Genomic DNA, 25,272 nt, shown 5'->3' with positions numbered 1-25,272 from the left:
CACCCTGGGGGAGGCCTGCGTCGCAGGCCTCCCCCAGGGTGTTGTGCGTCAACAGCGGGACCTCGAGCACTCTCCTCACCCACCCGATGAACGGCTTGGACAAATGTTTCGCACCCTGCTGCGCCGCGTCGGCGTGCTGGCCCTGGCCACCACCGCCACCACATCGTTGGCCGTCACGCCCGCGAGCGCCGTGGACGTCGGCTACTACAAGAACGCCTACTCCGACACCATCTACCGCTACAACTACGGCACCCACACCCCGATCGACTACGCGACCTGGGAACGCGCGGGCTTCCCCGAGCCGCGGGCGACGCCCACCTCGTACGTCAAGTACGCCTGGTCGCCGCACGTCTACGCGGTGACCTTCTGGGACGACGCCGAGGACACATGGCAGTGGGAGCGCATGGACTTCGCCATGTGGGACCGCGCGGGCAAACCCACCCCGCGCGACGCCGGGTGGATCGAGGGCAGCCAGTACCTCAAGTGGGCCACCGCGGACGAGCTGTTCGTGCTCTCCGACGGGATCACCCACAAGCTGACCTACGCCGAGTGGCAGGCCTCCGGCTTCCGCCCGGCCGCGGAGATCACCCACCAGGGCTTCATGAAGATGACCTGGGCGCCGGAGATCCGCTACATCGACGACCTGGCCACCTACGAGGCGTACCTGCTCACCTACGACCGCTGGGAGTTCTTCGGCTTCCCGACCCCCCGCGCCGTCCACCGCCTCCCGGGTGACGGCTTCTTCACCGACTGCGAGAACGAGCGGACCATCATCTACGACGGCCCCCTCCTGCTCCGCGCCATCACCTACGACGAGTGGGTCGCCGCAGGCCGCCCCGCCCCGTCGGAAACCGAGTGCATCAAGCTCTGACAATCTGCGCCGCGCAGCCGTACGCCCCCGGGGATCATCCGGCCCTTATAGAGAAGCTCTAGGCAGGTCCTCTACTTCTGTGGGCCGGTTGCAGAAGAGCTAGAGCGACGCGCGCAATCCTTTATGTGTCAAGGGAAGACAACACATAGGGGATGAATCACATGCTTCGCGCACTCCTGCGCCGCACAACCGTCGCAGCCCTCGTCGCGGGGGCGTTGGTCGCGGCGGCCGGGGCAACCGTCAGCACCGTTTCCGCGAGCGCGGCGGCGGGCGGATACGTTCCTGCCGGCTACTACAAGAACGCGCACTCGGACACCATCTACAAGCAGGGCCTCGACCACGGCGGCTACTACTACGCCATCAGCTACGCCGAGTGGGAGGCTGCGGGGTTCCCGGAGCCGCGGCCCTCGCCCACCTCGTACGTGAAGTACCCGTGGTCGCCGATCATCTACGCGGTGACGTACCTGAGCGACCACGAGGACGACTGGGTGTGGGAGCGCATGACGCCCGAGATGTGGGCGCGGTCGGGCGCGCTCACGGCGGAAGACGCGGGCTGGATCAGGGACAGCTACTTCTTCAAGTGGGGCACCGCCGACGAGATCTTCGTCGAGGACGAGGACGGCAAGGTGCACAAGCTGACCCAGGCCGAGTGGCAGCGGTCCCACTACCGGGCCTACGAGCACATGACCAACAAGGGCTTCACGAAGCTGTCCTGGGCTCCGGAGGTCAACTTCACCGCCGACTTGGCCGACCGCCCCGGCGACCAGATCACCCGGGAGATCTGGCTGTTCAACGACTCCCCGAGGCCCCGGGTCTCGGCCCGGTTCGCGGGCGATGGCTTCCACAAGGCGTCCGACACCAGCCCGGACATCGTCTACTCGGGCCCGACCATGACCCGCAAGATCACCTACAACGAGTGGGTCGCGGCGGGCAAGCCCACGCCCCAGGCGCCGCTCCAGTAATCGCGCTTCCCGCCGGCCGCCGCCACCCCGGCTCCCACCTCCACGAACATCATCGTCCACTCAGGACCAGTCGGGACCGACCGATCACCTACGCCACAGCGGAGACATCCGTGATCCACAAGTTCCTTCGCCGCGCGGGTCTGGTGGCCCTCGCCACCGCCGCCGCAACCCTGTCCTCCACCCCCGCCAACGCCGTGCCCGACGCCTACGCGTGACGTTCTGGGACGACGGCAAGGACAGTTGGCAGTGGGACCGCCTGACGCCCGAGCTGTGGGCGCGGGCGGGCGAGCCCGCTCCGGAGATCGCCGGGTGGATCAAGGACAGCGACTTCCACCAGTGGGGCACCGCTGACGAGATCTTCGTCTCGGGCGAGGACGCCGTCGTCCACAAGCTCACCGAGGAGAAGTGGCGGCGGTCCGGCTACCAGGACTACGACGACCGCGACCCGGCGGGCTGGGCCAAGCTGTCCTGGGCCCCGGAGGTCAACCACCTGAGCAACCAGTACACCGGCGACGGCTACGCCGTCACCCCCGACGTCTGGCGCTACGAGGACTTCCCGACCCCCGCCGTGGTCAACCGCTTCCCCGGCGACAGCTTCCGCTACCAGGCCACCGGCAGCGACGTCATCGTCTACCACGGCCCCACCATGACCCGCCCCATCACCTACGGCGAGTGGGTCGCCGCCGGGCGCCCCGCCCCGCAGCCGCCGCAGCGCTGATCGCATCCCAGGGGGGGGAGCAGGCACCCATGCCCGCTCCCCCTGGGGCACGGTGGTGAACCCGTCTCCTGCCCGGGACCCGCGGGTCGACACTTTGCTGACAGTCCCGCCAAGGCGGTAACGACGGACTGGCCCGGCGCCATATACCCGTCGAGCGCCCCGCACCGTACGACGTGCGACGGCCGGTTCCCGCCCCCTCCCCACCGGAACGGACTGATCAATGCTGCGCGCACTCCTCCGCCGCACCGCAGCGGTGGCCATCGCCGCCGTCGCGGCCATGGGCTTGGCCGCCACGCCCGCCCAGGCCGTGGACGACGGCTTCTACCAGCCTGCCTACACCTCCACGATCTACCGGGTCGACGGTGGTGGCACCGGCAGGCCGATCGGCTACGACGAGTGGGCGAGCGCGGGGTTCCCGACCCCGCGGCCCACTCCCACCATGTACGTGAAGTACGCCTGGTCGCCTGTCATCTACGCGGTGACGTTCTGGCAGGACGACGAGTCGACGTGGCTGTGGGAGCGGCTGTCGGCGGCGCAGTGGCAGCGGGCGGGCAGCCCCGCGGCGGTGAACGCGGGTTGGATCAAGGACAGCTACTACTTCAAGTGGGGCACCGCGAGCGAACTGTTCGTGATGAGCGACGGGATCATCCACAAGCTCACCCACGCCGAGTGGGAGCGCTCCGGCTTCCGCCCCGCCGACAACCGCCACAACGAGGGCTGGCTCAAGCTCTCGTGGGCCACCGACATCGCCCGGATGAGCAACCTCGCCACCGGCGCGGGCTGGAAGGCCACCGCCGCGGAGTGGCAGCAGCACGACTTCCCGACCCCCGCGGTCGTGCGGCGCATCACCGGTGACCAGTTCAACCAGTACTGGCCCAACACCTCGGCGATCATCTACACCGGGCCGACGATGAACCGCGCGATCTCCTACGACGAGTGGGTCGGCGCGGGCCGCCCCAACGCGGGCCGCCCGGCGCCCGCGGGCACCTGGGACTGCCGGAACTTCCGCACCCAGCCCGAGGCCCAGTCCTTCTTCGACTTCTACTCCCCCGTCCACGGCGACCGCTGGAACCTCGACGGCGACAACGACGGCAAGGCCTGCGAGTCCCTGCCCAAGAGCTGACAGCGAGGAGAGGGCCGGGCGCACCCGTGCGCCCGGTCCTCCCGGGTCCGGGTGCGACACCGGCACGGTGACGGGGCCTGAGATCGATCCGGTGGGCGCAGCAGGATTCGAACCTGCGACCGCTCGGGTGTAAACCGAGTGCTCTCCCGCTGAGCTATGCGCCCGGACCGGACCCCCGCCGACCGGGGGCCCGGGCGCCGCGTCAGAGCGCGGCGACGGCCTTCTTCCAGCCCTCCTGGTCGCGCGCCTCGCCGGGCTGGTTGACCTCGGCGAAGCGGACGACACCCGTCTTGTCGATGAGGAAGGTGCCCCGGTTGGCCAGGCCCGCGGCCTCGTTGAACACGCCGTAGGTCTTGGCGACCTCGCCGTGCGGCCAGAAGTCCGAGAGCAGCGGGAAGGTGTAGTTCTGCTGCTCGGCCCAGGCCTTGAGGCTGAAGGGGGTGTCCACCGAGACGCCGACGACCTGGACGTCGTTGGCGTTGTAGTCGGCGATCTCGTCGCGCAGCCGGCACAGCTCGCCCTGGCAGATGCCGCTGAAGGCGAAGGGGTAGAACACCAGCAGGACGTTCTTGTCGCCCTGGAAGCCCGAGAGGGCCACCGACTGCTTGTTGTAGTCGTTCAGGGTGAAGTCCGGAGCCTTGGAACCGACCTCGACCGCCATACCCAGCGTCCTCCTGATGAGTGGTTGCCCGTGCGCGCACAGACTAGGGCACCCGGGCTGCGAAGCGCCCGGGTGCTCGCGGCCCGGGAGGGTTAGCGGCGCGCCTTGACCGACTTGGGCGAGACCAGGCGGGTGGCGGTCCAGTCCTGGGCGACCGACACGCTGGAGGTCTGGGTGAGGCCCGCGGTCGGCGCGGCCTCGGCGATGTCGCTGGGCTCGACGTACCCGTCGCGACCGGTCTTGGGGGTCAGGACCCAGATGACACCGTTGTCCGCGAGCGTGGCGAGGGAGTCCACCAGGGCGTCGACGAGGTCCCCGTCGTCCGTCCGCCACCACAACAGCACGACGTCGACGGCCTCATCGGCCTCCTCGTCGAGCAGATCGGCTCCGATGTGCTCCTCGATCGCGGCGCGGAGTTCGTCGTCGACGTCCTCGTCCCACCCGATTTCCTGGACGGCTGAGTCGGTGTCGATCCCCAGCTTGTCGGCGATGCCGATGCTCCCGGCATCTCCCGCGGCCACCACGGTGTCACTCCTCCATCTACGCCAGCGCGGCACCCGGCCACAGGGCCGAGCACCGCGTGCTGCCAGTTCGTCAGGCGACAGCGAACACCGCCGACGCCCCCCTGCGCAACCGTCGGGACCGCGACACGCCGTGAAACGTGACCTCGGCGGCCGGTGTGCGCGGCGCCGCACACCTCTACTGACCAGTAAGGATGACGCGCGGTTCGATTCAGACGAACATGGGAGAGTGAGTCGCGCGCGCGATACCCGCACGCGCGACGCAAACCCGACCTCGACCCAGGCTGGAGCTCCACCGTGGCCACCCACAACGAAAGGTCAGGCGCACCCGAACGGGTACGTGTCATCCGCGACGGCCTCGCCGCGCACCTCCCCGACATCGATCCGGAGGAGACCGCGGAGTGGCTGGAGTCGTTCGACGCGGCCCTGGCCGAGGGCGGGCAGCAGCGAGCCCGCTACCTGATGCTGCGGCTGCTGGAGCGGGCGCGGGAGAGCCACGTCGGCGTCCCCGCCCTGACCAGCACCGATTACGTCAACACCATCCCCACCGACCGCGAGCCGTGGTTCCCCGGCGACGAGGAGGTGGAGCGCCGCTACCGGGCGTGGATCCGCTGGAACGCGGCGATGACCGTGCACCGCGCGCAGCGCCCGGGGGTCGCCGTCGGCGGCCACATCTCGACCTACGCCTCGTCGGCGGCGCTCTACGAGGTCGGCTTCAACCACTTCTTCCGCGGCAAGAACCACCCCGGCGGCGGCGACCACATCTACGTGCAGGGCCACGCCTCCCCCGGCATCTACGCCCGCGCGTTCCTCGAGGGCCGCCTGTCCACCGACCAGCTCGACGGGTTCCGCCAGGAGGTCTCGCACGCGGGCCCCGGTGGCGGCCTGCCCTCCTACCCGCACCCCCGGCTGATGCCGGACTTCTGGGAGTTCCCGACCGTCTCGATGGGCCTGGGCCCGATGAACGCGATCTACCAGGCCCGGTTCAACCGGTACCTGCGCGACCGCGGCATCAAGGACACCTCCGACCAGAACGTGTGGGCGTTCCTCGGCGACGGCGAGATGGACGAGCCGGAGTCGCGCGGCCTGATCCACGTCGCGGCGAACGAGGGCCTGGACAACCTCAACTTCGTCATCAACTGCAACCTGCAGCGGCTCGACGGCCCGGTGCGCGGCAACGGCAAGATCATCCAGGAGCTGGAGAGCTACTTCCGCGGCGCGGGCTGGAACGTCATCAAGGTCATCTGGGGCCGCGAGTGGGACTCGCTGCTGCACGCCGACCGCGACGGCGCCCTGATCAACCTGATGAACACCACGCCGGACGGCGACTACCAGACCTACAAGGCCAACGACGGCGCGTTCGTCCGCGAGCACTTCTTCGGCCGCGACCCGCGCACCAAGGCCCTGGTCGACCCGATGTCCGACCAGGAGATCTGGAACCTCAAGCGCGGTGGGCACGACTACCGCAAGGTCTTCGCCGCCTACCAGGCCGCCACCGCCCACCAGGGCCAGCCGACGGTCATCCTGGCCAAGACGATCAAGGGCTACAACCTCGGCCCGCACTTCGAGGCGCGCAACGCCACGCACCAGATGAAGAAGATGACCCTGGACGACCTCAAGGCGTTCCGGGACACGCTGCGCATCCCGATCCCCGACAGCGAGCTGGAGAAGGACCCGTACCTGCCGCCGTACTACCACCCCGGCCAGGACGACGAGGCGATCCAGTACCTGCAGGAGCGGCGCCGCAACCTCGGCGGGTACGTGCCGGAGCGGCGGACCAAGACCAAGGCGCTGGCGCTGCCCGGCGACAAGGTCTACGACGTGATCAAGCGCGGCTCCGGCAAGCAGGAGGTCGCCACCACGATGGCGTTCGTCCGGCTGGTGCGCGACCTGGCCAAGGACCCCGAGGTCGGCCCGCGGCTGGTACCGATCATCCCGGACGAGGCGCGCACGTTCGGCATGGACTCCATGTTCCCGACGCAGAAGATCTACAACCCCAACGGCCAGCTCTACACCTCGGTCGACGCGTCGCTGATGCTCAGCTACAAGGAGTCCGAGCAGGGCCAGATCCTGCACGAGGGCATCAACGAGGCCGGGTCGGTCGCGTCGTTCACCGCGGCGGGCACCTCCTACGCCACGCACGGCGAGCCGATGATCCCGATCTACATCTTCTACTCGATGTTCGGGTTCCAGCGCACCGGCGACGGCCTGTGGGCCGCGGCCGACCAGATGGCGCGCGGGTTCATCCTGGGCGCCACCGCGGGCCGCACGACGCTGACCGGCGAGGGCCTGCAGCACAACGACGGGCACTCGCTGCTGCTGGCGGCGACCAACCCGGCCGTGGTGTCCTACGACGCCGCGTGGTCCTTCGAGATCGCGCACATCGTCAAGGACGGCCTGCGCCGGATGTACGGGGAGCAGGCGGAGGACGTCTTCTACTACCTGACGGTCTACAACGACCCGTACCAGCAGCCCGCCGAGCCGGACAACCTCGACGTCGAGGGCCTGCTGCGCGGTCTCTACCGGTACAAGCAGGCGGAGGCGCAGACCGGGCTCAAGGCGCAGATCCTCGTCTCCGGCGTGGCGATGCCCTGGGCGCTCAAGGCCCAGGAGCTGCTGGCCTCGGACTGGAACGTCAACGCCGACGTGTGGTCGGCGACGTCGTGGGCCGAGCTGCGCCGCGACGCCGTCGAGATCGACCGGCACAACCTGCTGCACCCGCAGGCCGAGCCGCGCGTGCCGTACGTGACGCAGGCGCTCAAGGGCGCGCAGGGCCCGGTCGTGGCGGTGTCGGACTGGATGAGCGCGGTGCCGGACCTGATCCGCCCGTGGGTGCCCACCGACATGACCACGCTGGGCACCGACGGGTTCGGCTTCTCCGACACCCGCCCGGCCGCGCGCAGGCACTTCCTGGTCGACGCCGAGTCGATCGCCGTCGGCGTGCTGGCCGCCCTCGCCCGCCGCGGCGAGGTGGACCGCTCGCTGGTGGCCGAGGCGGCCCGCCGCTACAAGATCGACGACGTGCGGGCCGCGGGCCCGCAGGTCGGCGACCCCGGCGTCGCCTAGCCAGCAGGCGGACGGCGGCTGTGTGGCCTCACACAGCCGCCGTCCGCGCGAGCTGCTGCTGCTTCGCGGACCGGAACCAACTGATCCAGCCGTGGACGACCAGCCCGGCGAACACGGTGTAGACCAGCGCGCTGAACACCAGGCCCCCGCTGAGCTGCAACGGCACCCCGATGGCGTCCACGACCAGCCACACGATCCAGAACTCCACGAGCCCGTAGGCCTGCATGGCGAAGGCCAGCACGGTGCCGATGAAGATCGCCGAATCCGGCCACGGCGCCCACGACGCGTCCAGCGCGTCGAGCACCAGCGCGAACGCCGCCGTGCCCGCCACCCCGGCCAGGACGATCACCGCGACCTCCTTGGGCGTCGAGCGGCGCACGGCCACCCCGAACACCGGGTCGCGCCTGCGCGTCCACGCCCACCAGCCGTAGACGGCGATGGCGCCCACCGCCAACTGGCGCACGGCCAACCCACCCAGGTGGGCGCTGAGGTAGACGGTGAACAGCAGCCCCACCGACACCAACTGCACCGGCCACGTCCACAGCGTCCGCCGCTGGGCGAGGAACACCACCGCCAGCGCCAAGAGCTGCCCCACCAGCTCGGCGTAGGAGATCCGCTCCCCCAGCACCGTGATCCCGTACGCCATCAAGCCCTGCACGGCGACCCCCTTTCCTGGTGGTAGCCAACCTCCCACCGCAACCCGTTTGTTCCTGCCCCCTGTGACCAAGCAGACGCGGGCGAAGAGTGAGCGCATCGCTCGAACGAGCGAACTAGACCGTTTCACCTAGCCCGCATACCGCCGAAGGCTCCATAGTGGAACTACCGGTGGGGACCGGGGAGAAGGGCCGCCCAGCATCGAGCGCACCGACATGCTGGGCGGCCCGACCCATTCCATCACCGTGTTCGCGCGTTCCGCGCTTCCCGGGGATGGGTCGTCATTGCACCTGGGGGGCGACCCCCCAGACCCCCACGGTGCGGTTGGTGGCTGTTGGCAGGGGGAGGAGTTCGGGCTGGGGAGGGTTGATTCGGGTTGGTTCGGGGTGGGGGAGGGTGGTTCGGTGGTTCGGTGGTTCGGGTGGGGGTGGGGGAATGGGGAGGGGAGGGGGATGGGGGGGCGTGGGAGGGTGGGGGTATGAGTGGTGGGGGGTCTGTGGGGTTGTCGGCTGGGACTTTGGGGGGGGTGGAGCGGGCCTCGGGGAGGTTGGCGGCGGCGGCGGTGGCGGCCATGGAAGAGCAGTTCGCCTGGTTTGGGCGGATGCCCGCTGATCAGCGGGCTTCGGTGTTGTTGGTGGCGCAGAACGGGGTGGCGGGGTTCACGGCCTGGTTGCGGGATCCGCGTGAGGCGTTGCGGATGACCACGGACACTTTTCGGGGGGCGCCCCGGGATCTGTCGCGGTGGATCAGTTTGCGGCAGACCGTGGAGATGGTGCGGGTGTCGTTGCAGGTGTTCGAGGAGCTTGTGCCTGGGCTTGCGGCTGATGACGCTGAGCGGGCTGTGCTGTCTGAGGCTGTGTTGCGGTATGGGCGGGAGGTGGCGTTCGCGTCGGCTATGTCTTATGCGTCGGCGGCGGAGGCTCGGGGGGCTTGGGACGCTCGGCTCGAGGCGTTGGTGGTCGATGGGATTGTTCGGGGGGACGCTGAGGAGTCGTTGTTGTCGCGGGCTGCGGCTTTGGGGTGGGATCCGGCGGCTGAGGCGACCGTTCTGGTGGGGAATCCGCCGTCGGAGGACCAGCCGACTGTTGTTTATGAAGTGCGCAGTCGGGCGGCTCGGGCTGGGCGGGCGGTGCTGCTGGGGGTGCAGGGCTCGCGGCTGGTGGTCGTGCTGGCGGGGCCGACCACCGACCCGGCCGACCACGAGGTGCTCAAGCGGATGGCCACCGCCTTCGGCGACGGGCCCGTGGTGGCCGGACCGACCCTGGACACCATCGCCGAGGCCCACCGCAGCTCCGCCGACGCGCTCTCCGGCCTGCGCGCCGTCGTGGCCTGGCCGGAGGCGCCGCGGCCGGTCCGCTCCGCGGACCTGCTGCCCGAGCGGGCGCTGGCGGGCGACCCGGAGGCCGAGCGGCAGCTCATCGAGCGGGTGGCCCGGCCACTGGAGGAAGCAGGAGGAGCCTTACAAGAGACGGTTGAGGCCTACCTGTCGACCGGAGGCGTCCTCGAGGCCTGCGCGCGCCAGTTGTTCGTGCACCCGAACACGGTCCGGTACCGCTTGCGCAAAGCGACCGAGGTCACCGGCCACAACGCGAGCGATCCCCGAGACGCGCTGGTCCTCCAGGTGGCGCTTGCCGTGGGGCGGCTTTCACATTCCCGTGGTATCTGGTAAGCGGGCCACCGTGGGGCGAACTTCGGTGTCCCACACCACACCGCGCTAGCAGCGAACGCCCCTTGCGTTCATTATCGCTTAACCTTTGTAGGTTTCCTCCAAAGGGCGGCCCTCAACGGTGTCAGCGGAGAGCATGCGCAGCGCACCGCCGAGGGGTGTCTAGTGGACCCGTGATCGCACTACTCGCACCCGGACAGGGTTCTCAAGCCCCGGGGATGCTCGCGCCCTGGCTCGAACTGCCCGACACCGCCGAGCGGCTCGCGGGCTGGTCCGAGGTGGTCGGACTCGACCTGGCGCGGCTGGGCACCACCGCCGACGCCGACGAGATCAAGGACACCGCGATCACCCAGCCGCTGATCGTCGCGGCCACCCTGCTCGCCCACGAGGAGCTGGCCCGCCGGGTCGAGATCCCCGCCGACGCCGTCGTCGCGGGCCACTCGATCGGCGAGTTCGCCGCCGCGGCCGTCGCGGGCGTGCTCAGCGCCGAGGACGCGCTGGCGCTGGCCGCCGTGCGCGGCCGGGAGATGGCCGCCGCCTGCGAGCTGGCGCCCTCGGGCATGGCCGCCCTGGTGCGCGGCACCGAGGAGGGCATCCTGGCCCGCCTGGCCGAGCTCGACCTGGTCCCGGCCAACCGCAACGGCGCGGGCCAGATCGTCGCCGCGGGCTCCGCCGCCGCCCTGGCCGAGCTGTCCAAGGAGCCGCCGGAGGGGGCCAAGGTCATCGCGCTCAAGGTCGCGGGCGCCTTCCACACCCACTTCATGGCCCCGGCCCAGCACGCGCTGCGCAAGCACGCCGAGGGCATCGCCGCCCCCGCCGACCCGACCCGCGTCCTGCTGTCGAACCGCGACGGCGCCGTGGTCGCCACCGGGGCCGAGGTGCTCGAGCGCCTCGTCGACCAGGTCACCAACCCGGTGCGCTGGGACCTGTGCATGGCCACGATGGCCGAGCGCGGCGTCACCGCCGTCGTCGAGTTCCCGCCCGCGGGCGCGCTGGTCGGCCTGGCCAAGCGCGAGCTCAAGGGCACACCGAACCTGGCGTTGAAGACACCCGACACGCTGGACGCGGTCGTCGAGCTGATCGGGGGCGCGGCGTGAGCACGCTGAACCAGACCACCGGCCCCGAGGCCACCGCCATCCTGGGCGTGGGCAGCTTCCAGCCGGAGCGGGTCGTCACCAACGACGAGCTGTCGCTGCACATGGACACCAACGACCAGTGGATCCGCGACCGGGTCGGCATCCGCGAGCGCCGCTTCGCCGGGCCGGACGAGCGGCTGGTCGACATGGCCGTCACCGCCGGGTCCAAGGCGCTGGCCGACGCGGGCCTGGCCCCCTCGGACGTGGACACGGTCATCCTGGCCAACTGCACCATGCCGCACCCCATCCCCAACGGCGCCGCCCAGGTCGCCGACCGGATCGGGCTCAAGGCCGCGGGCGCGTTCGACCTCAACGCCGCCTGCGCGGGCTTCTGCTACTCGCTGGGCACCGCCTCGGACCTGGTCCGCGCGGGCTCGGCCAAGCGGGTGCTGGTGATCGGCGCGGAGAAGCTCACCGACTGGGTCGACCCGACCGACCGGGCCAACGCGATCATCTTCGCCGACGGCGCGGGCGCGGCGGTGGTCGGACCGGCCGAGCGGCCCGGCATCGGCCCGGTGGTCTGGGGCAGCGCGGGCGACCTGGTCGACACGATCGGCATGAACCCGACCGGCCCGACCGGCAACAAGGTGCTCTACCAGGAGGGCCAGGCGGTCTTCCGGTGGGCGACCACCCAGATCGCCCCGATCGCGCTGCGCGCGGTCGAGGCCGCGGGCATCACCCCCGCCGACCTCGACGTGCTGATCCCGCACCAGGCCAACCTGCGCATCGTCGAGGCGATCGCCAAGAAGCTGCGGGCCAACGGAGCCCGCGAGGAGATGGTCGTGGCCGACGACATCGTCTTCTCCGGCAACACCTCGTCGGCCTCGATCCCGATGGCGATGGACCACCTGCGCGGGGCGGGCCGGATCAAGCCGGGCGACCTCGCGCTGCTGGTCGGCTTCGGCGCGGGCCTGTCCTACGCGGGGCAGGTCGTCGTCTGCCCCTGACCAGGGGCCGCACAGCTCCGGCCGGGCGTGGTGCCCGACCGGTAGGAACAATCGAAAGGAACGACCAACCATGGCGGACAAGCCCAGCGACGCGCAGATCCTCGAGGGTCTGGCAGGCATCGTCGAGGACATCGCCGGGGTCAGCCCCGAGGACGTGACCGCCGACAAGTCCTTCGTCGACGACCTGGACATCGACTCGCTGTCGATGGTCGAGATCGCGGTGCAGGCCGAGGACAAGTTCGGCGTCAAGATCCCCGACGACGAGCTGGCCAACCTCAAGACCGTCGGCGACGCCGTCAACTACGTCTCCGCCAACGCCTGACCCCCGGGCCTGACCCCGGGCCACCGGTCCCCCGCCGCCCGCACGTGTCCAGCCACCCGCTTGTGAAGGAATTGCCATGAGCAACGTCGATGTCGTCATCACCGGGCTCGGCGCCACCACGCCGCTCGGTGGGGACGTCACGTCCACCTGGGATGCCCTGCTCGCGGGCGTGAACGGCATCCGGAGCAACGACGCGGAGTGGGTCGAGCGCTACGACCTGCCCGCCCGGCTGTCCGCGCCGCTGGCCGTGGAGCCCACCGACGTGCTGCCCAGGGTGCAGGCCAGGCGCCTGGACCGGTGCGAGCAGATCGCGGTGATCGCGGCCAGGCAGGCGTGGGCGGACGCCGGGTTCGAGCTGCCCGGTGACGAGCGCGAATCGGTGGACCCGGACCGGCTCGGGGTCAGCATCGGCACCGGGATCGGCGGGCCGAAGACCCTGCTGGACCAGGACGACATCCTGGAGCAGCAGGGCCTGCGCAAGGTCTCGCCGCTGACGGTGCCGATGCTGATGCCCAACGGCCCCGCCGCGCACGTGGGCATCGAGCTGCGCGCCCGCGCCGGGGTGCACAGCCCCGCGTCGGCGTGCGCCTCGGGCGCGGAGGGCCTGGCCAACGCCTGGCAGATGATCCAGAACGGCCGCGCGGACGTGGTCGTCGCGGGTGGCGCGGAGGCCTGCATCCACCCGATCACCGTGGCGGGCTTCTGCCAGTCGCGGACGCTGAGCACCCGCAACGACGACCCGGCCGCGGCCTCGCGCCCGTTCGACACCGCCCGCGACGGGTTCGTGCTCGGCGAGGGCGCGGGCGTGCTGGTGCTCGAGCGCGCCGACCACGCCGCCGCGCGCGGCGCGAAGGTCTACGGGCGGCTGGCGGGCTACGGGATGACCTCCGACGCCCACCACATCACCGGCAACCACCCGGAGGGCCTCGGCCAGATCCGGGCCATCCAGAACGCGGTCCGCACCGCCGGTCTGACCGCGGCGGACATCGGCCACGTCAACGCGCACGCCACCTCCACGGTGGTCGGCGACGTCGGCGAGGCCGCCGCGATCCGCAAGGCACTGGGCCCGCACCCGGTGCTGACCGCCCCGAAGGCGTCGCTGGGCCACCTGGTCGGCGGCGCGGGCGCGGTCGAGAGCATCATCACCGTCCTGTCGCTCTACTACGGGGTGGTCCCGGCGACCCGCAACCTGGAGGACCTGGACCCCCGGGTCGAGCTGGACGTGGTGACCGGCCAGCCGCGCAAGGTCGAGCTCACCGCCGCGGTGAACGACTCGTTCGGCTTCGGCGGGCACAACGTCGCCCTGGTCTTCACCGCCGCCTGATCACGAATCCGGCCCGCGGCCACCCGCGCCCCCACCCGAGGAGCACCCGATGACCGCCCTGGCCGCCCGGCCGACGGCCGCTGCCCGCGAGCTGGACCCGCGGGACCCCCGAGCCCGCCTCGCCGCCCTGCTCGACCCGGACTCGGTCGTGCCGCTGCACCCGGCCGACGCCAGCGGGGTCCTCGCGGTGCGGGGCCGGATCGACGGGGTGCGGGTCGTCGCCTACTGCACCGACGCCACCATGATGGGCGGCGCGATGGGCTCGGCCGGGTGTCAGCACATCGTCGAGGCCATCGACGCCGCGGTCCGCGACCGCACGCCGGTGGTCGGCGTGTGGCACTGCGGCGGCGCCCGGCTGGCCGAGGGCGTGGAGTCGCTGGACGCGGTGGGCGCCGTCTTCGCCGCGATGATCCGCGCCTCGGGCCGGGTCCCGCAGGTCAGCGTGGTGGTCGGCCCGGCCGCCGGTGGCGCGGCCTACGGCCCGGCGCTGACCGACGTGGTGGTCATGGCCCCGGCGGGCCGGGTGTTCGTGACCGGCCCGGACGTGGTGCGCAGCGTCACCGGCGAGCAGATCGACCAGGAGGGCCTCGGCGGCGCGGAGGCGCACGGGCGCCGGTCGGGCGTCGTGCACGTGCTGGCCGCCGACGAGGCGGACGCGTACGCGCGCGCCCGCCGGATCACCGGCCTGTTCGCCAAGCCGGGCCTGTTCGACCTGCACGCGGTGCGCGACGAGCAGCCGCTGCGCGACCTGCTGCCGGAGCGGGCCAACCGCGCCTACGACGTCAAACCGCTGCTGCGCGGCATCCTCGACGTCGACGCCGACGGCGCCGCGCAGTTCGAGGAGCTGCAGGCCAAGTGGGCGGCCAACATCGTCATCGGCCTCGGCAGGCTGGGCGGTCGCACCGTCGGTGTGATGGCCAACAACCCCATCCGCAAGGGCGGCTGCCTGGACTCGCTGTCGGCGGAGAAGGCAGCCCGCTTCGTCCGCATGTGCGACAGCTTCGGCGTCCCGCTGCTGGTCGTGGTGGACGTCCCCGGCTACCTCCCCGGCGTCCGCCAGGAGTGGGACGGCGTGGTCCGCCGCGGCGCCAAGCTCCTGCACGCCTTCGCCGAGGCAGTGGTCCCCCGCGTCACCCTGGTCACCCGCAAGTCCTACGGCGGTGCCTACATCGCCATGAACTCCCGCTCCCTCGGCGCCACCGCCGTCTTCGCCTGGCCCGACGCCGAGGTGGCCGTCATGGGCGCCAAGGCCGCGGTCGGCATCCTGCACCGCAAGACGCTCGCCGCCGCCCCGGAGGAAGCCCGCGAAGCGCTGCACGCCACCCTCACCGCCGAACACGAGCGCATCGCGGGCGGGGTGGACCGGGCACTGGCCCTGGGCGTGGTCGACGAGGTCATCGACCCGGCCCAGACCCGCCGCCGCCTCGCGGAGGCACTGGCGGCCGCGCCTGCCGGGCGCGGGGCGCACGGCAACATCCCGCTGTGATCCGAACGAGATAGCGCACGACGAGGACCCGCCCGGATTCCGCGAGCGGGTCCTCGTCGCTCGTCGCGGAAGTCAGCAGGCCTCGTGCTGGGGGGTGGCGCTCGTCGACTTCTGGTCGATCAGCCACTGCCCGTCCACCCGGGTCAGTGGGTAGACGACCGCCCAGTGGATGCACGGCGACTGGAGTTCGGCGGGCGCGTCGGCCAGGTCCTGGGTGCTGGTGAAGGTGAGCATGACCCGGGCGGTGGCGTCGGGGGAGGTCTCGATGCGGTAGATGATGATGGTGCCGTCCTGGACGGAGTCGAAGTCCTGGCGGAAGGACTCCTCCGGGGTGCCTCGGACGCGCTCGGCGGTGACGGTGCCGGTCCAGGCGCGGTAGTCGGTGGCGTTGATGGCGTCGAAGTGGGTCTGCAGGAGGGTGCGGACCTGGTCGTAGAGGGGGTGGCCGACGGCGTCGCCGGTGCCCTCGACGTCGGCTGGGCCTGGTTGGTCGGCGGGGTCGACCGGGGCCTCGGTGGGCACGACGGCCGAGATGGGAGGGGTGGTGGTGGAGTCCGAGGGGTAGAGGACGCGGGCGGCCAGGCCCGCGACACCCGTCAGGACGACGACGACCAGCACCACCGGCAGCAACCACGACTGCCTCCCCGACCCGCGCACCGGCTCAGGGTGCCACAGGCCGGGGACGGCCTCAGCCGACTCGGTGCAGCCAGGTCACCGGGGCGCCGTCGCCCGCGCGCCGGTAGGGCTCGAGCGCCTCGTCCCAGGAGGCGCCGAGCAGCTCGTCGACCTTGAACGCGAAGGACTCGCCGCCGCGCGCGGCGGCGGCAACGGCGCGCAACTGGTCCTCGCCGACCACGATGTCGCCGTTGGCGCCGGTGCGGGCGTGCCACAGGCCGAGCGCGGGGGCGTAGCAGAAGCGCTCGCCGTCGACTCCCTCGCTGGGCTCCTCGGTGACCTCGAAGCGGATCATCGGCCACGCGCGCAGGGCGGCGGCCAGTTTCGCGCCCGCGCCCTGGTCCCCGGTCCACGCGCACTCGGTGCGCAGTTGACCGGGCGCGGCGGGCTGCGCGGTCCAGCGCAACTCGGCGCGGACCCCGAGGGTGCCCGAAATGGCCCACTCGACGTGCGGGCACACCGCAGACGGCGACGAGTGGACGTACACCACACCTTGGGTGTTTCCACGGGTGCTCACTGCTGACCTCCGCTGTTCGACGAGGATCGTCTTCCCCTACGTCCCTGTCGACCAGCGGCGAAGCGGCGGTTCGCACCCGCGCTCATTCTGCCCTCACCCCGAACGCTTTGGCCACACGAACGGCGAAACCGGACGCCGCCCCCGCGAATTCCTCCCCGGTGTGACGATTACGGCGGCACTGCGGCGGGTAAGCGGTATTCGATCACTCACGTGCGGTGCGCACACCCGGGACCAGAACCAGCGTCGAACACCCCGGGTACTACAGAGAGTCGAACCGAACTCACCAACCGCTGTCACTGGTATCGGTGAGATAGGCGGCAATCGTCACTAGGCGAGGTCGCCAGCGGCGGGAATGGCCATCGGCGATACCGTGTCCCACACTGACCACGGGCGATCCACACCACCCGTGCCGACTGGTGGAGGTGCCGACCGATGCGCGCACTGCGACTCGGGGCAGCCCCGTCCGTCGTGGGCAACGACCTCGCCGCCGCGCTCGCCTCCTGGGGCCGCGGCGACGACGTCTTCGGCGGCGTGGCGCTGCTGGGCTACCGGCCGCCCGACCACCCCGTGCCGGTCGAGGCCGTGCTGCTGCTCCCGCGCGGGGTGATCGTCGTCGTCGGCGTCGACCTGCCCGACCCGGCGATGCGGCTCGAGGCCCCGCTGGCCGGGCAGTGGCGCACCGACGGGTGGCCGCTGGTCCGCCAGGACGGCCCGGTGAACCCCGCCGTGGACGCGCTGGCCGCGACCGCCGCGGTGTCCGACGCGCTCGACGCCGCCCGGGCCGAGCCGCTGCCCACCGGCACCGTCGTGGCCGTGGGCCCCTACGTCGGGCAGGTCTCGCAGCCCACCGGCGACCTGGTGCGCGGGGTGCGCATCCTGCACCCGGAGCCCAAGTCGCTGCTGACCGCGGCGCGCGAGCTGTCCACGCACGGCCGGGTCTGCCCGGCCACCGACGCGCGCAAGATGCTGGCCGCGCTGGGCGTCGACCTCGGCCACGCCGACCTGGTCGCCGAGGGTTTCGGCGACGTGGTGACCCGCGAGGTCGCCGCGGCGAGCACGACCTTCATCCCGAAGGCGGCGCTGGGCATCAAGCCCGGTTCCAAGCAGGCCGAGCGGGCCGAGCCGGAGAGGACCCGGTCGCTGCGCTGGCTGCCGGTCCTGGCGGTGCTGCTGGTGGCGGTGCTGCTCATCGCGGGCATCGCGGTGGCCGTCAGCTCCGCCGACGACAACTCCTCGGCCCCGCCCACGACCCCGGCGTCGCGCACGGCGGTGAGCGTCGGCGGCGTCGGATTCACCGCGCGGGGCGCGCACCAGGCCGCCGACTGCGCGGCCCACGCCTACGGCGACGTGCAGGCCTACCTGCAGGCCAACGCGTGCGCGCGGCTGGTGCGGGCGCGCTACGAGGCCGCGGCGGCCGACGGGTCGCGGGCGGCCGTGCTGGTCGCGGTGCTGCGCTTCGCCAGCAGCATCTCGGGCACCGAGCTGCGGTCGGTGGCCGACCGGCCGGGCGGCGGCGGGGTGAACGACCAGACCGCCGACGGCGTGCCGTGGCCGGGGCAGGCGCAGCCGGAGTTCGCCTCCGCCGCCTACGCCAGCGGCCGCGACGGCAACAGCGTCAAGCTCGTGCAGGCGGTCTGGCTGGACAAGGCCTCGCCCCCGCGGGATCCTGCCCTGCTGGACATCGCGACCAAGGCCCTGGACCTCACCGTCAGCGGCTAGGTCGCGTCGCGGTCCGAGAACCGCTTCCCCCTGGCGGCACGGGGCCCCCGAGGCCCGACCTGGCCTCCACGCCCGTCTCCGGCTGGTAGGCGAACAGACCGGGCAGGCCGCCGGTGTGCAGGAAGACGACGGTCTCCCCCGCCTTGATCTCCCCCGTGTCGACCCGGTCGACCAGGCAGGCGGCGGCCTTGCCGGTGTAGACCGGGTCCAGGGTGGCGCCCTCGGTCCTGGCGAACAGCCGCAGCGCGTCCCACGTGCCCTCGGTCGGCACGCCGTAGCCGGGGCCGACCGCGCGGTCGTCCACGAGCAGGGTGCGCAGCGCGGGGGCGGGGGCGCCGAGCAGCGCGGCGGCCTCGGTGGCGAGCCGGGTGATGTCGCCCCGGGACTCGTCCGCGGTGTGGGAGACGCAGGCCCCCTCGACCCGGACGTCGCGGCCGAGCAGGTCCACCGCCAGCGCGACGCCCGCGGCGGTGCCCGCGCTGCCCACGGGCACGAGCAGCGCGTCCGGGGTGATGCCCAGACCGTCGAGCTGGGTGAACAGCTCGACGGTCGCGCTGAGGTAGCCCAGCACGCCCACCGCGGTGGAGCCGCCGACGGGCAGGGTGGCGACGGTGCGGCCCTCGGCCTCGGCCTCGGCGACCAGGCGCTGGTAGACCGCGGCGGTCTCGGCGGCGTCGTCGCAGACGTGCGTGGTCGCGCCGTAGAGGTGGTCGAGCGCGATGTTGCCGGAGCCCTCGTAGTCGGCGCCCCCGCGCGGGACGCCGCGGGTGAGCACCAGGTCGCAGCGCAGACCGAGCTTGGCGCAGGCGGCGGCGGTCTGGCGGCCGTGGTTGGTCTGCAGCGCGCCGAAGGTGATGACCGAGTCGGCGCGCTCGGCGAGCGCCGCGCCGAGCAGGAACTCGAGTTTGCGCAATTTGTTGCCGCCCGCGCCGAGACCGCCGACGTCGTCGCGCTTGAGCAGCAGCCGAATGCCGCCCAGCGCCGCGCCCAAGCGGGGGGCCTGGTCGAGCGGGGTCGGCCAATGGCCGAGGTCGACGCGGGGGAAGGCGTGCAGGTCTGGACCCATGCGGCGAGCCTATCGCCGCCCGGTTTCGGTGGCCGCGGCGGAATTCGCCCGCGGTGGTCGACGGGGAACTCAGGTGGCGAACTCCCGGTAATTCACCCACCAGGCCGGCCATCGCGATTAGTCACCGCTCTGACCAGTGCGGATGTCCCACAAACGAGCGGTATGCGAGCGGCGAGCGGGCAGGTCCCCCGATCGGGCGTCACCGGGGTGGCGGCTTGGCTAATGTGGTCCGTACGACACACGGCGCCGCTTGACGACGAGCCGACATCGATACCGATACCCTTCGGGCAGATCAGGTATCGAATGCACGCCCACGCCGGGAGGCGCCGGGGAAAACCGCCGGGGTTCCCGAGCCGGAAACGACTCACATCCACACGGAGGAAACCGTGGCGCAGAAAACCGTTGTCGAACTCGTGGACGACCTCGACGGTGGCACGGCCGACGAGACCGTCGCCTTCGCCATCGACGGCGTCGATTTCACCATCGACCTGTCCAATGCCAACGCGGCCCGCCTGCGCGAGTCGCTCGCCGCCTACGTCGGCCACGCCCGCCGCAGGGGCGGGCGCCGGTCGAAGGTCGCCCCCGGGGGCGTCCGCCGCACCGCCGCCGCGGAGAAGGCCGACAACCAGGCCATCCGCGCGTGGGCCCGCGACCAGGGGGAGACCATCGCCGAGCGCGGCCGCATCCCGCAGGCCCTGGTGACCAAGTTCCAGGAGGCCCACCGCGGCTGACCGAGCACGGGACGGCCCGGGGCAGCCCCGTCGTCACACCCGTGCGGGGAGCCGGTCGGGCGACGGCGTGGCCCACTCCCCCAGGCGCCGCACGGCGGCGACCCAGGCGGGCTGGGCCGTCGTGCGCTGCCGCACGTGCGGCAGCACGGCCAGCGCCCCCAGCCGCAGCGCCCTGGCCGCGGCGGTGGTCACCGGCCCCGGGTACCCGCGCCGCCCGTGCAGCGCCCTGGCCCACGAGGGCAGCAGCGAGTAGGCCACGTGCGAGATCGTCGGCTCGTACACGCGCGCGCCCACCGCAAGCCAGCCCGACAGCGGCGGCCGGTGCAGGAAGTCGTAGATCACGTCGCTGGCCTCGGTCCGGCGCAGCAGCGGGCGCAGCCGCCGGAAGTAGGCGGTCATCTCCGCGAGCGACCCGGGGACCTCGTCTGGCTCGAGGCCGACCAGCGCCGCCGACGCGCGCTGCTCGGCCAGGTACCGGTTCGCGTGCGCCTCGGTCATCGGGTAGCCGCCGCGCCCCAGGGCGGTCAGGAACGACGACACCTCGGCGCAGTGCACCCACAGCAGCAGCTCGGGGTCGTCGACGCGGAAGGTCTCACCGGTGTCGGGGTCGGTGGCCCGCAACGCCCGGTGCACCCGCCGCACCCCGGCCGCGGCGGCCTCGGCCTGGGCGGTGGTGCCGTAGGTGGTGAGGCCGACGAAGTCGGCCGTGCGGAACAGGCGGCCGAGCGGGTCGGCCTGGAAGTCGGAGTTCTGCACCACGCCCGCGACCGCGCGGGGGTGCAGCGCCTGCAGGTAGAGGCTGCGGACGCCGCCGAGCCACATGGCCGGGTCGGCGTGCGCCTGCCAGGTCACCGAGTCCGGGCCGACCAAGCCGAGGTCGTCGGCGTCGAGCACCGCTGGTCTGCTCATGGGGCCAGTGTGCCCGCCGCGGGCCGGGACGACCGGGTGGCTACGGCTTGGACTCGGTCGATTCGGCGGGTTCCTTCTCGGCGGGGGTGTCGTCCGCCGAGTCGGCCTCGACCGCCGCGGTCGATTCCGCGGGGGTGTCCTTCTCCTCGGGCTCGGGGAGATCCTCGTCGTCGTCGTAGAACTCGTAGGCCAACTCGTCAACGGTCCGGCGCAGGCGCGACACGCGGACGGGTTCGCGTTCACGGCCGAGGCTCAGGAAGGCCAGCGAGTAGAGCGACAGCCGCTCGCCGTCGCCGGTGACCAGGACCGGGCGGCGCAGCACGCGGCCCGCGGGCACGTCCATCCCCGCGACGTCCTCCCACTCCACCACCCGGGAGCGGACCAGGATCGAGCGCTCCTCGACACCCTCGTCGGTGACCCGGACACCGGAGTTGTAGAAGGTGTCGATCAGCACGAAACCCAGCACCACGAACACGACCGCGAGGCCGAAGCCCACCACGTCGTCGAGGCCGAGCACCGACAGCGCCACGAGCAGGATCAGCGACCCGAGCCCGACACCGAGCCACCGCCAGCGCGCGTTGAGCTGGTACGGCAGGTCGGACGACCGGTCGACGTCCATGCCTCACGCCCTCTCCGTCGCGGCACACCCGTGGGCAACATAGTCGGCCGACGGCCCCGGCAACACCGCCCGCGGTCTCGAACCGGCGTCGACGGCGAAATTGCTCCGGATGTGCGCTGTTCCACTGTCCGCAGTCATCAATACCGATGAAGGTGTTCACCTCAACCGAATAACGATGATATTCGAACCTTGCTTGTGTTGGCAATCACAGCATTTGTGTACCCTTTGCGATGGCAGGCGGCGCACTGGGCGCCGACCACCGGACACCCATTACAGAGGACGGCGCCAGTGGGTCATGCCGAGCGCGATCAGCCGGAGCTGCTGCTCGGCGACGGCGACGACCTCCGCCCGCGCACGGGGGTCTTCCGCCACGTCGAGCAGGGCTGTGACCACGGACAACATGGCCCCGACCATCAGGTCGGCGACCATCCGCAGGTCCTCGGCGTCCCAGTCGGCCATGCCCCGGTAGCGGGCCAGGTCGGTCGCCAGCTCGCTGCCGAGCAGGCGCAGCTCGCCCGCTATGGACCTGCGCACGGCCGCCACTCCGCCATATCGCTCGCGGATAAGGAAACGGAAATGCGCCTGGTAGCGGGCCACGTGATCCACAAGAATGGCGACGGAGCCCCGAATGGCGTCGTCGGACGGTTTGCGCCGGGCCGAGCGCAGCATCTCGCGCAGGGCGCGCATGCACTCCTCCACCAGGGCCACGCCCAAGTCGTCCATGGCGGGGAAGTGCCGGTAGAAGGCCGTGGGGACCACCCCGGCCTCCCGGGTGACCTCGCGCAGGCTCAGCCCGGCCAGGCTGGTGTCCTCGAGCAGCTTGAGGGCGGAGTCCAGCAAGGCCTGCCTCGTCCGGCGCTTGCGCTCCTGCCTGGTCCCGACCGCGGACACCTCTGCCACGCGCAGCAGCCTATCCGCCCAGGCCCGCGGGCATCGACCCCCCGGTGTTCGACACGTCACAGCGGCCGCCGGTTGACACATCCACTGATCCGCGTTGCACTTTTCGGTGTACGCACGTTCACTGAAATCGGAGGAACCCGGTGACGGCCCAAATGGACCGCAAGCGCCGCATCCCCGGGTTGCGCCTGTTGGAAGCCCTAGCGACACCGCACAGCATTGATCGCTACCTCGAACTGGTGCACCCAATGCTCACCATCCGCGAACTTCGTGGCGAGGTGACAAGTGTTCACCGAAGTACTCGTGACTCGGTGACACTGACCATCCGCCCGACCCGGCGGTGGCGTGGTTTCACCGCGGGCCAGTTCATCCGGGTGGGCGTGCTGATCGACGGTGTGCGGCACACCCGCTGCTACTCCCCTGCGACCTCGCAGCACAGCGCGGACGGCCGCTTCGAGCTGACGGTCAAGGCCCACGACAACGGCCGGGTCTCGCGGTGGCTGCACGCCAACGCCCGTCCCGGCCTGGTCCTGCAGCTCGCCCCGGCGGAGGGCGAGTTCACCCTGCCCGCGGCGCGGCCGGAGAAGGTCCTGCTGATCAGCGGCGGCTCCGGGATCACCCCGGTGATCTCCATGCTGCGCACGCTGTGCGCGGAGGGCCACACCGGCGAGGTCGTGTTCCTGCACTACGCCTACACCGAGGCCGACGTGCCCTACCTGGCCCAGCTCCGCGAGCTCGCGGGGGCGCACCCCAACGTGCGGCTGCTGCTGGCCTACACCGACGTCGAGGGCGGCGACCTGCACGGGTTCTTCACCGAGGAGCACCTGCGCGCGGCCGCCCCCTGGTTCGCCGACGCCGACACCTACCTGTGCGGCCCGCCCGGCCTGATGGCCGGGGCGCGGGAGGTCTTCACCGCCCTCGGCGCGGCCCACCGGCTGCGCACCGAGGACTTCGCGCCCGCGCCGATCACCGTCGACGCCGAAGACGCGACCGGCGAGATCACCTTCGGCCGCTCCGGCACCAGCGCCGCCAACACCGGGCGCACCCTGCTCGAGCAGGCCGAGGCGGCGGGCCTGAAGCCGGAGTACGGCTGCCGGATGGGCATCTGCTTCACCTGCACGAGCGTCAAGACCTCCGGCTGCACGCGCGACGTGCGCAACGGCGAGCTGTCCACCGACCCGGACTCCGAGATCCAGATCTGCGTCTCGGTCCCCGTCGGCGATGTCGAGCTCGACATCTGAGTCCCCCCTACTGGAGCCAGTGAGACCATGAGCACCCCCAAGAAGCCCCAGCTCACCCCGCAGCAGTTCGAGGAGCTCGGCCGCGACCTCGACGCGCTGCGCCAGCGCCTGCTCGACAGCCTCGGCGAGGACGACCGCAAGTACATCTACGACGTGGTCAAGGTGCAGCGCGCCCTCGAGGTCGCCGGGCGCGGTCTGCTGATGGCCAGCTCGTTCCCCCCGGCCTGGGTCGCGGGCACCGTGGCGCTGTCCCTGTCGAAGATCATCGACAACATGGAGATCGGCCACAACGTCATGCACGGCCAGTACGACTGGATGCGCGACCCGGCCATGAACTCGAAGATGTTCGAGTGGGACAACGTCGCGCCCGGTGAGAACTGGAAGCACTCCCACAACTACATCCACCACACCTACACCAACATCCTGGGCAAGGACCGCGACATCGGCTACGGCGTCCTGCGCATGGACGAGGGCCAGAAGTGGCACCCGTACTACCTGGGCAACCCGGCGTACGCGTTCGCGCTCATGGTGTTCTTCGAGTGGGGCGTCATGCTCCACGACCTCGAGGTCGACAACCTGCGCACCGGCCGCAAGAAGTGGTCGGAGACCGCGGGCGTGCGCCGCCGCATGTGGCACAAGGGGCTCAAGCAGGTCCTCAAGGACTACGTGCTGTTCCCGGCGCTGACCGGCCCGCAGTTCGTGGCGACCGCGACCGCCAACGCCACGGCGAACCTCGTGCGCAACATCTGGGCGTTCTCGATCATCTTCTGCGGCCACTTCCCCACCGGGGTGGAGAGCTTCACCGAGGAGGAGACCAAGGACGAGACCCGTGGCGAGTGGTACTACCGGCAGATGCTGGGCTCGGCGAACATCTCCGGCAGCCCGCTGTTCCACATCATGACCGGCAACCTGTCGCACCAGATCGAGCACCACCTGTTCCCGGACATCCCGGCGCGGCGCTACCCGCAGGTCGCGGGCGAGGTGCGGGCGATCTGCGAGAAGTACGGCCTGCCCTACAACACCGGTGGGCTGCCCAAGCAGCTCGCCTCGGTGGCGGCCAAGATCTTCAAGCTGGCGCTGCCGGACAAGTTCTGGGCGAAGCCCGCGGGCCCGAGGGGCCGTACGGTGTCGAAGGACGGCCGCACGCTGCGTGTGGCCTGACCCTGTCGAGGGAGAAGGGGGCCATGCGATGGTGAGCGAGGCGGAGCGCACGAAGGACGTCGTGCAGGAGGTGGTCGAGTCGACCGCGCTGCACGTGGGCCGGATCGCGCAGATCGTGGCCGGGGCGGTGGCCGAGGTCGTCCGCGAGATCGGCGACCTGGCGACCGACGTGTTCGAGATGCGCGAGGCCGGTCAGCGGGCGAAGGCCGACGCCGAGCCCGCGCCGAAGCGACCGCGTCCCGTCCCGTCCCCACCAGCGTGTTGCTGCCGCTGATCGTCG

At 71.5% G+C, this 25,272-nt stretch carries 25 protein-coding genes and 1 tRNA gene; 16 read left to right on the top strand and 10 right to left on the bottom strand.

Annotated features, from left to right (window positions below):
- Nucleotides 1-103 precede the first annotated feature (103 nt).
- The 4 genes from GCL84_RS11800 to GCL84_RS11785 all read left to right on the top strand — a co-directional run bounded on the left by GCL84_RS11800 (nucleotide 104) and on the right by GCL84_RS11785 (nucleotide 3,674).
- Nucleotides 104-871 carry a hypothetical protein gene (locus GCL84_RS11800; RefSeq protein ID WP_156755482.1) on the top strand — a complete coding sequence of 256 codons (768 nt, stop codon included), beginning with the start codon at nucleotides 104-106 and terminating at the stop codon, nucleotides 869-871.
- A 161-nt stretch (nucleotides 872-1,032) separates the two neighbouring features.
- The gene (locus GCL84_RS11795) at nucleotides 1,033-1,833 is read left to right on the top strand and encodes a hypothetical protein (RefSeq protein WP_156755481.1); all 801 of its coding nucleotides are present in this window, start codon (nucleotides 1,033-1,035) and stop codon (nucleotides 1,831-1,833) included.
- A gap of 211 nt (nucleotides 1,834-2,044) precedes the next feature.
- The gene (locus GCL84_RS11790; RefSeq protein ID WP_156755480.1) at nucleotides 2,045-2,551 is read left to right on the top strand and encodes a hypothetical protein; all 507 of its coding nucleotides are present in this window, start codon (nucleotides 2,045-2,047) and stop codon (nucleotides 2,549-2,551) included.
- Nucleotides 2,552-2,771: 220 nt separating this feature from the next.
- Nucleotides 2,772-3,674: an excalibur calcium-binding domain-containing protein gene (locus GCL84_RS11785; protein WP_156755479.1), complete on the top strand. Its 903-nt coding sequence runs from the start codon at nucleotides 2,772-2,774 to the stop codon at nucleotides 3,672-3,674.
- A 92-nt stretch (nucleotides 3,675-3,766) separates the two neighbouring features.
- Here GCL84_RS11785 and GCL84_RS11780 read toward each other — a convergent pair.
- The 3 genes from GCL84_RS11780 to GCL84_RS11770 all read right to left on the bottom strand — a co-directional run bounded on the left by GCL84_RS11780 (nucleotide 3,767) and on the right by GCL84_RS11770 (nucleotide 4,859).
- A tRNA-Val gene (locus GCL84_RS11780) sits at nucleotides 3,767-3,838 on the bottom strand.
- Between the two features lie 38 nt (nucleotides 3,839-3,876).
- A complete protein-coding gene (locus GCL84_RS11775) occupies nucleotides 3,877-4,335 on the bottom strand; it encodes a peroxiredoxin (RefSeq protein WP_156755478.1) in 459 nt (152 codons plus the stop codon).
- A 92-nt stretch (nucleotides 4,336-4,427) separates the two neighbouring features.
- The gene (locus tag GCL84_RS11770; protein ID WP_156755477.1) at nucleotides 4,428-4,859 is read right to left on the bottom strand and encodes a DUF3052 domain-containing protein; all 432 of its coding nucleotides are present in this window, start codon (nucleotides 4,857-4,859) and stop codon (nucleotides 4,428-4,430) included.
- Nucleotides 4,860-5,153: 294 nt separating this feature from the next.
- On the opposite strand from GCL84_RS11770, the gene aceE reads away from it, so the two are divergent.
- Nucleotides 5,154-7,922, top strand: coding sequence for a pyruvate dehydrogenase (acetyl-transferring), homodimeric type (gene aceE, locus GCL84_RS11765; RefSeq protein WP_156755476.1), 2,769 nt, complete (start codon nucleotides 5,154-5,156; stop codon nucleotides 7,920-7,922).
- Nucleotides 7,923-7,950: 28 nt separating this feature from the next.
- Here aceE and GCL84_RS11760 read toward each other — a convergent pair whose 3' ends face one another.
- On the bottom strand, nucleotides 7,951-8,568 hold the full coding sequence (locus tag GCL84_RS11760; RefSeq protein WP_407924383.1) for a nicotinamide mononucleotide transporter family protein: 618 nt from the start codon (nucleotides 8,566-8,568) through the stop codon (nucleotides 7,951-7,953).
- 486 nt (nucleotides 8,569-9,054) lie between these two features.
- On the opposite strand from GCL84_RS11760, the gene GCL84_RS11755 reads away from it, so the two are divergent.
- The 6 genes from GCL84_RS11755 (at nucleotide 9,055) to GCL84_RS11730 (ending at nucleotide 15,457) form a co-directional block, all read left to right on the top strand.
- Nucleotides 9,055-10,245 (top strand): PucR family transcriptional regulator, encoded by a 1,191-nt coding sequence (locus GCL84_RS11755; protein ID WP_156755474.1) that lies wholly within the window; start codon nucleotides 9,055-9,057, stop codon nucleotides 10,243-10,245.
- 155 nt (nucleotides 10,246-10,400) lie between these two features.
- Nucleotides 10,401-11,339 (top strand): ACP S-malonyltransferase, encoded by a 939-nt coding sequence (locus tag GCL84_RS11750; RefSeq protein ID WP_328618767.1) that lies wholly within the window; start codon nucleotides 10,401-10,403, stop codon nucleotides 11,337-11,339.
- The gene (locus GCL84_RS11745) at nucleotides 11,336-12,325 is read left to right on the top strand and encodes a beta-ketoacyl-ACP synthase III (RefSeq protein ID WP_156755472.1); all 990 of its coding nucleotides are present in this window, start codon (nucleotides 11,336-11,338) and stop codon (nucleotides 12,323-12,325) included. The genes GCL84_RS11750 and GCL84_RS11745 overlap by 4 nt, the downstream gene beginning before the upstream one ends.
- 70 nt (nucleotides 12,326-12,395) lie before the next feature.
- Nucleotides 12,396-12,647, top strand: a complete 252-nt coding sequence (locus GCL84_RS11740) for an acyl carrier protein (RefSeq protein WP_156755471.1) — start codon at nucleotides 12,396-12,398, stop codon at nucleotides 12,645-12,647.
- Between the two features lie 76 nt (nucleotides 12,648-12,723).
- Complete coding sequence (locus tag GCL84_RS11735; protein ID WP_156755470.1) at nucleotides 12,724-13,971, top strand: beta-ketoacyl-[acyl-carrier-protein] synthase family protein; 1,248 nt, start codon at nucleotides 12,724-12,726, stop codon at nucleotides 13,969-13,971.
- Nucleotides 13,972-14,020: 49 nt separating this feature from the next.
- Entirely contained in the window at nucleotides 14,021-15,457 is a 1,437-nt protein-coding gene (locus GCL84_RS11730; protein WP_156755469.1) for an acyl-CoA carboxylase subunit beta, read from the top strand.
- Nucleotides 15,458-15,529: 72 nt separating this feature from the next.
- Here the strand turns inward: GCL84_RS11730 and GCL84_RS11725 are convergent, their stop codons facing one another.
- Together GCL84_RS11725 and GCL84_RS11720 are read right to left on the bottom strand one after the other, a co-directional pair.
- The gene (locus GCL84_RS11725) at nucleotides 15,530-16,114 is read right to left on the bottom strand and encodes a hypothetical protein (protein WP_156755468.1); all 585 of its coding nucleotides are present in this window, start codon (nucleotides 16,112-16,114) and stop codon (nucleotides 15,530-15,532) included.
- Between the two features lie 31 nt (nucleotides 16,115-16,145).
- Nucleotides 16,146-16,649, bottom strand: coding sequence for a DUF3145 domain-containing protein (locus tag GCL84_RS11720; RefSeq protein WP_156755467.1), 504 nt, complete (start codon nucleotides 16,647-16,649; stop codon nucleotides 16,146-16,148).
- Nucleotides 16,650-17,081: 432 nt separating this feature from the next.
- On the opposite strand from GCL84_RS11720, the gene GCL84_RS11715 reads away from it, so the two are divergent.
- On the top strand, nucleotides 17,082-18,368 hold the full coding sequence (locus GCL84_RS11715; RefSeq protein WP_156755466.1) for a hypothetical protein: 1,287 nt from the start codon (nucleotides 17,082-17,084) through the stop codon (nucleotides 18,366-18,368).
- Here GCL84_RS11715 and GCL84_RS11710 read toward each other — a convergent pair.
- On the bottom strand, nucleotides 18,358-19,434 hold the full coding sequence (locus tag GCL84_RS11710; protein WP_156755465.1) for a D-cysteine desulfhydrase family protein: 1,077 nt from the start codon (nucleotides 19,432-19,434) through the stop codon (nucleotides 18,358-18,360). The genes GCL84_RS11715 and GCL84_RS11710 overlap by 11 nt on opposite strands.
- Before the next feature lie 386 nt (nucleotides 19,435-19,820).
- Here GCL84_RS11710 and GCL84_RS11705 point away from each other — a divergent pair, with 386 nt between their 5' ends.
- Nucleotides 19,821-20,165, top strand: a complete 345-nt coding sequence (locus tag GCL84_RS11705) for a histone-like nucleoid-structuring protein Lsr2 (RefSeq protein WP_156755464.1) — start codon at nucleotides 19,821-19,823, stop codon at nucleotides 20,163-20,165.
- A 33-nt stretch (nucleotides 20,166-20,198) separates the two neighbouring features.
- On the opposite strand, the gene GCL84_RS11700 is transcribed toward GCL84_RS11705, so the two are convergent.
- From GCL84_RS11700 to GCL84_RS11690, 3 genes are all read right to left on the bottom strand, one after another.
- Nucleotides 20,199-21,074 carry an oxygenase MpaB family protein gene (locus GCL84_RS11700; RefSeq protein ID WP_156755463.1) on the bottom strand — a complete coding sequence of 292 codons (876 nt, stop codon included), beginning with the start codon at nucleotides 21,072-21,074 and terminating at the stop codon, nucleotides 20,199-20,201.
- A gap of 40 nt (nucleotides 21,075-21,114) precedes the next feature.
- Nucleotides 21,115-21,693, bottom strand: a complete 579-nt coding sequence (locus tag GCL84_RS11695; RefSeq protein ID WP_156755462.1) for a PH domain-containing protein — start codon at nucleotides 21,691-21,693, stop codon at nucleotides 21,115-21,117.
- A 270-nt stretch (nucleotides 21,694-21,963) separates the two neighbouring features.
- The gene (locus GCL84_RS11690) at nucleotides 21,964-22,593 is read right to left on the bottom strand and encodes a TetR family transcriptional regulator (RefSeq protein ID WP_235926165.1); all 630 of its coding nucleotides are present in this window, start codon (nucleotides 22,591-22,593) and stop codon (nucleotides 21,964-21,966) included.
- Between the two features lie 152 nt (nucleotides 22,594-22,745).
- On the opposite strand from GCL84_RS11690, the gene GCL84_RS11685 reads away from it, so the two are divergent.
- The 3 genes from GCL84_RS11685 to GCL84_RS11675 are packed head-to-tail and all read left to right on the top strand — an operon-like array spanning nucleotide 22,746 to nucleotide 25,266.
- Nucleotides 22,746-23,831, top strand: coding sequence for a ferredoxin reductase (locus GCL84_RS11685; protein ID WP_156755483.1), 1,086 nt, complete (start codon nucleotides 22,746-22,748; stop codon nucleotides 23,829-23,831).
- Nucleotides 23,832-23,858: 27 nt separating this feature from the next.
- A complete protein-coding gene (locus tag GCL84_RS11680) occupies nucleotides 23,859-24,992 on the top strand; it encodes a fatty acid desaturase family protein (protein ID WP_156755460.1) in 1,134 nt (377 codons plus the stop codon).
- A gap of 28 nt (nucleotides 24,993-25,020) precedes the next feature.
- The gene (locus tag GCL84_RS11675; RefSeq protein ID WP_197523179.1) at nucleotides 25,021-25,266 is read left to right on the top strand and encodes a hypothetical protein; all 246 of its coding nucleotides are present in this window, start codon (nucleotides 25,021-25,023) and stop codon (nucleotides 25,264-25,266) included.
- The last annotated feature ends 6 nt before the right edge of the window (nucleotides 25,267-25,272 follow it).

The organism is Actinokineospora pegani, assembly GCF_009745975.1.
Lineage (GTDB): Bacteria > Actinomycetota > Actinomycetes > Mycobacteriales > Pseudonocardiaceae > Actinokineospora > Actinokineospora pegani.
Note: the sequence above shows the minus strand (reverse complement) of the source record. Positions and strands in the feature narration are given on the sequence as shown.

What these genes read in the sequence shown, in the direction of transcription:
- GCL84_RS11800 (WP_156755482.1), top strand. Translation starts at nt 104, where the DNA reads ATGTTTCGCACCCTGCTGCGCCGCGTCGGCGTGCTGGCCCTGGCCACC.
- GCL84_RS11795 (WP_156755481.1), top strand. Translation starts at nt 1,033, where the DNA reads ATGCTTCGCGCACTCCTGCGCCGCACAACCGTCGCAGCCCTCGTCGCG.
- GCL84_RS11785 (WP_156755479.1), top strand. Translation starts at nt 2,772, where the DNA reads ATGCTGCGCGCACTCCTCCGCCGCACCGCAGCGGTGGCCATCGCCGCC.
- GCL84_RS11775 (WP_156755478.1), bottom strand. Translation starts at nt 4,335, where the DNA reads ATGGCGGTCGAGGTCGGTTCCAAGGCTCCGGACTTCACCCTGAACGAC.
- GCL84_RS11760 (WP_407924383.1), bottom strand. Translation starts at nt 8,568, where the DNA reads ATGGCGTACGGGATCACGGTGCTGGGGGAGCGGATCTCCTACGCCGAG.
- GCL84_RS11755 (WP_156755474.1), top strand. Translation starts at nt 9,055, where the DNA reads ATGAGTGGTGGGGGGTCTGTGGGGTTGTCGGCTGGGACTTTGGGGGGG.
- GCL84_RS11740 (WP_156755471.1), top strand. Translation starts at nt 12,396, where the DNA reads ATGGCGGACAAGCCCAGCGACGCGCAGATCCTCGAGGGTCTGGCAGGC.
- GCL84_RS11735 (WP_156755470.1), top strand. Translation starts at nt 12,724, where the DNA reads ATGAGCAACGTCGATGTCGTCATCACCGGGCTCGGCGCCACCACGCCG.
- GCL84_RS11730 (WP_156755469.1), top strand. Translation starts at nt 14,021, where the DNA reads ATGACCGCCCTGGCCGCCCGGCCGACGGCCGCTGCCCGCGAGCTGGAC.
- GCL84_RS11715 (WP_156755466.1), top strand. Translation starts at nt 17,082, where the DNA reads ATGCGCGCACTGCGACTCGGGGCAGCCCCGTCCGTCGTGGGCAACGAC.
- GCL84_RS11710 (WP_156755465.1), bottom strand. Translation starts at nt 19,434, where the DNA reads ATGGGTCCAGACCTGCACGCCTTCCCCCGCGTCGACCTCGGCCATTGG.
- GCL84_RS11700 (WP_156755463.1), bottom strand. Translation starts at nt 21,074, where the DNA reads ATGAGCAGACCAGCGGTGCTCGACGCCGACGACCTCGGCTTGGTCGGC.
- GCL84_RS11695 (WP_156755462.1), bottom strand. Translation starts at nt 21,693, where the DNA reads ATGGACGTCGACCGGTCGTCCGACCTGCCGTACCAGCTCAACGCGCGC.
- GCL84_RS11685 (WP_156755483.1), top strand. Translation starts at nt 22,746, where the DNA reads ATGGACCGCAAGCGCCGCATCCCCGGGTTGCGCCTGTTGGAAGCCCTA.
- GCL84_RS11680 (WP_156755460.1), top strand. Translation starts at nt 23,859, where the DNA reads ATGAGCACCCCCAAGAAGCCCCAGCTCACCCCGCAGCAGTTCGAGGAG.
- GCL84_RS11675 (WP_197523179.1), top strand. Translation starts at nt 25,021, where the DNA reads ATGGTGAGCGAGGCGGAGCGCACGAAGGACGTCGTGCAGGAGGTGGTC.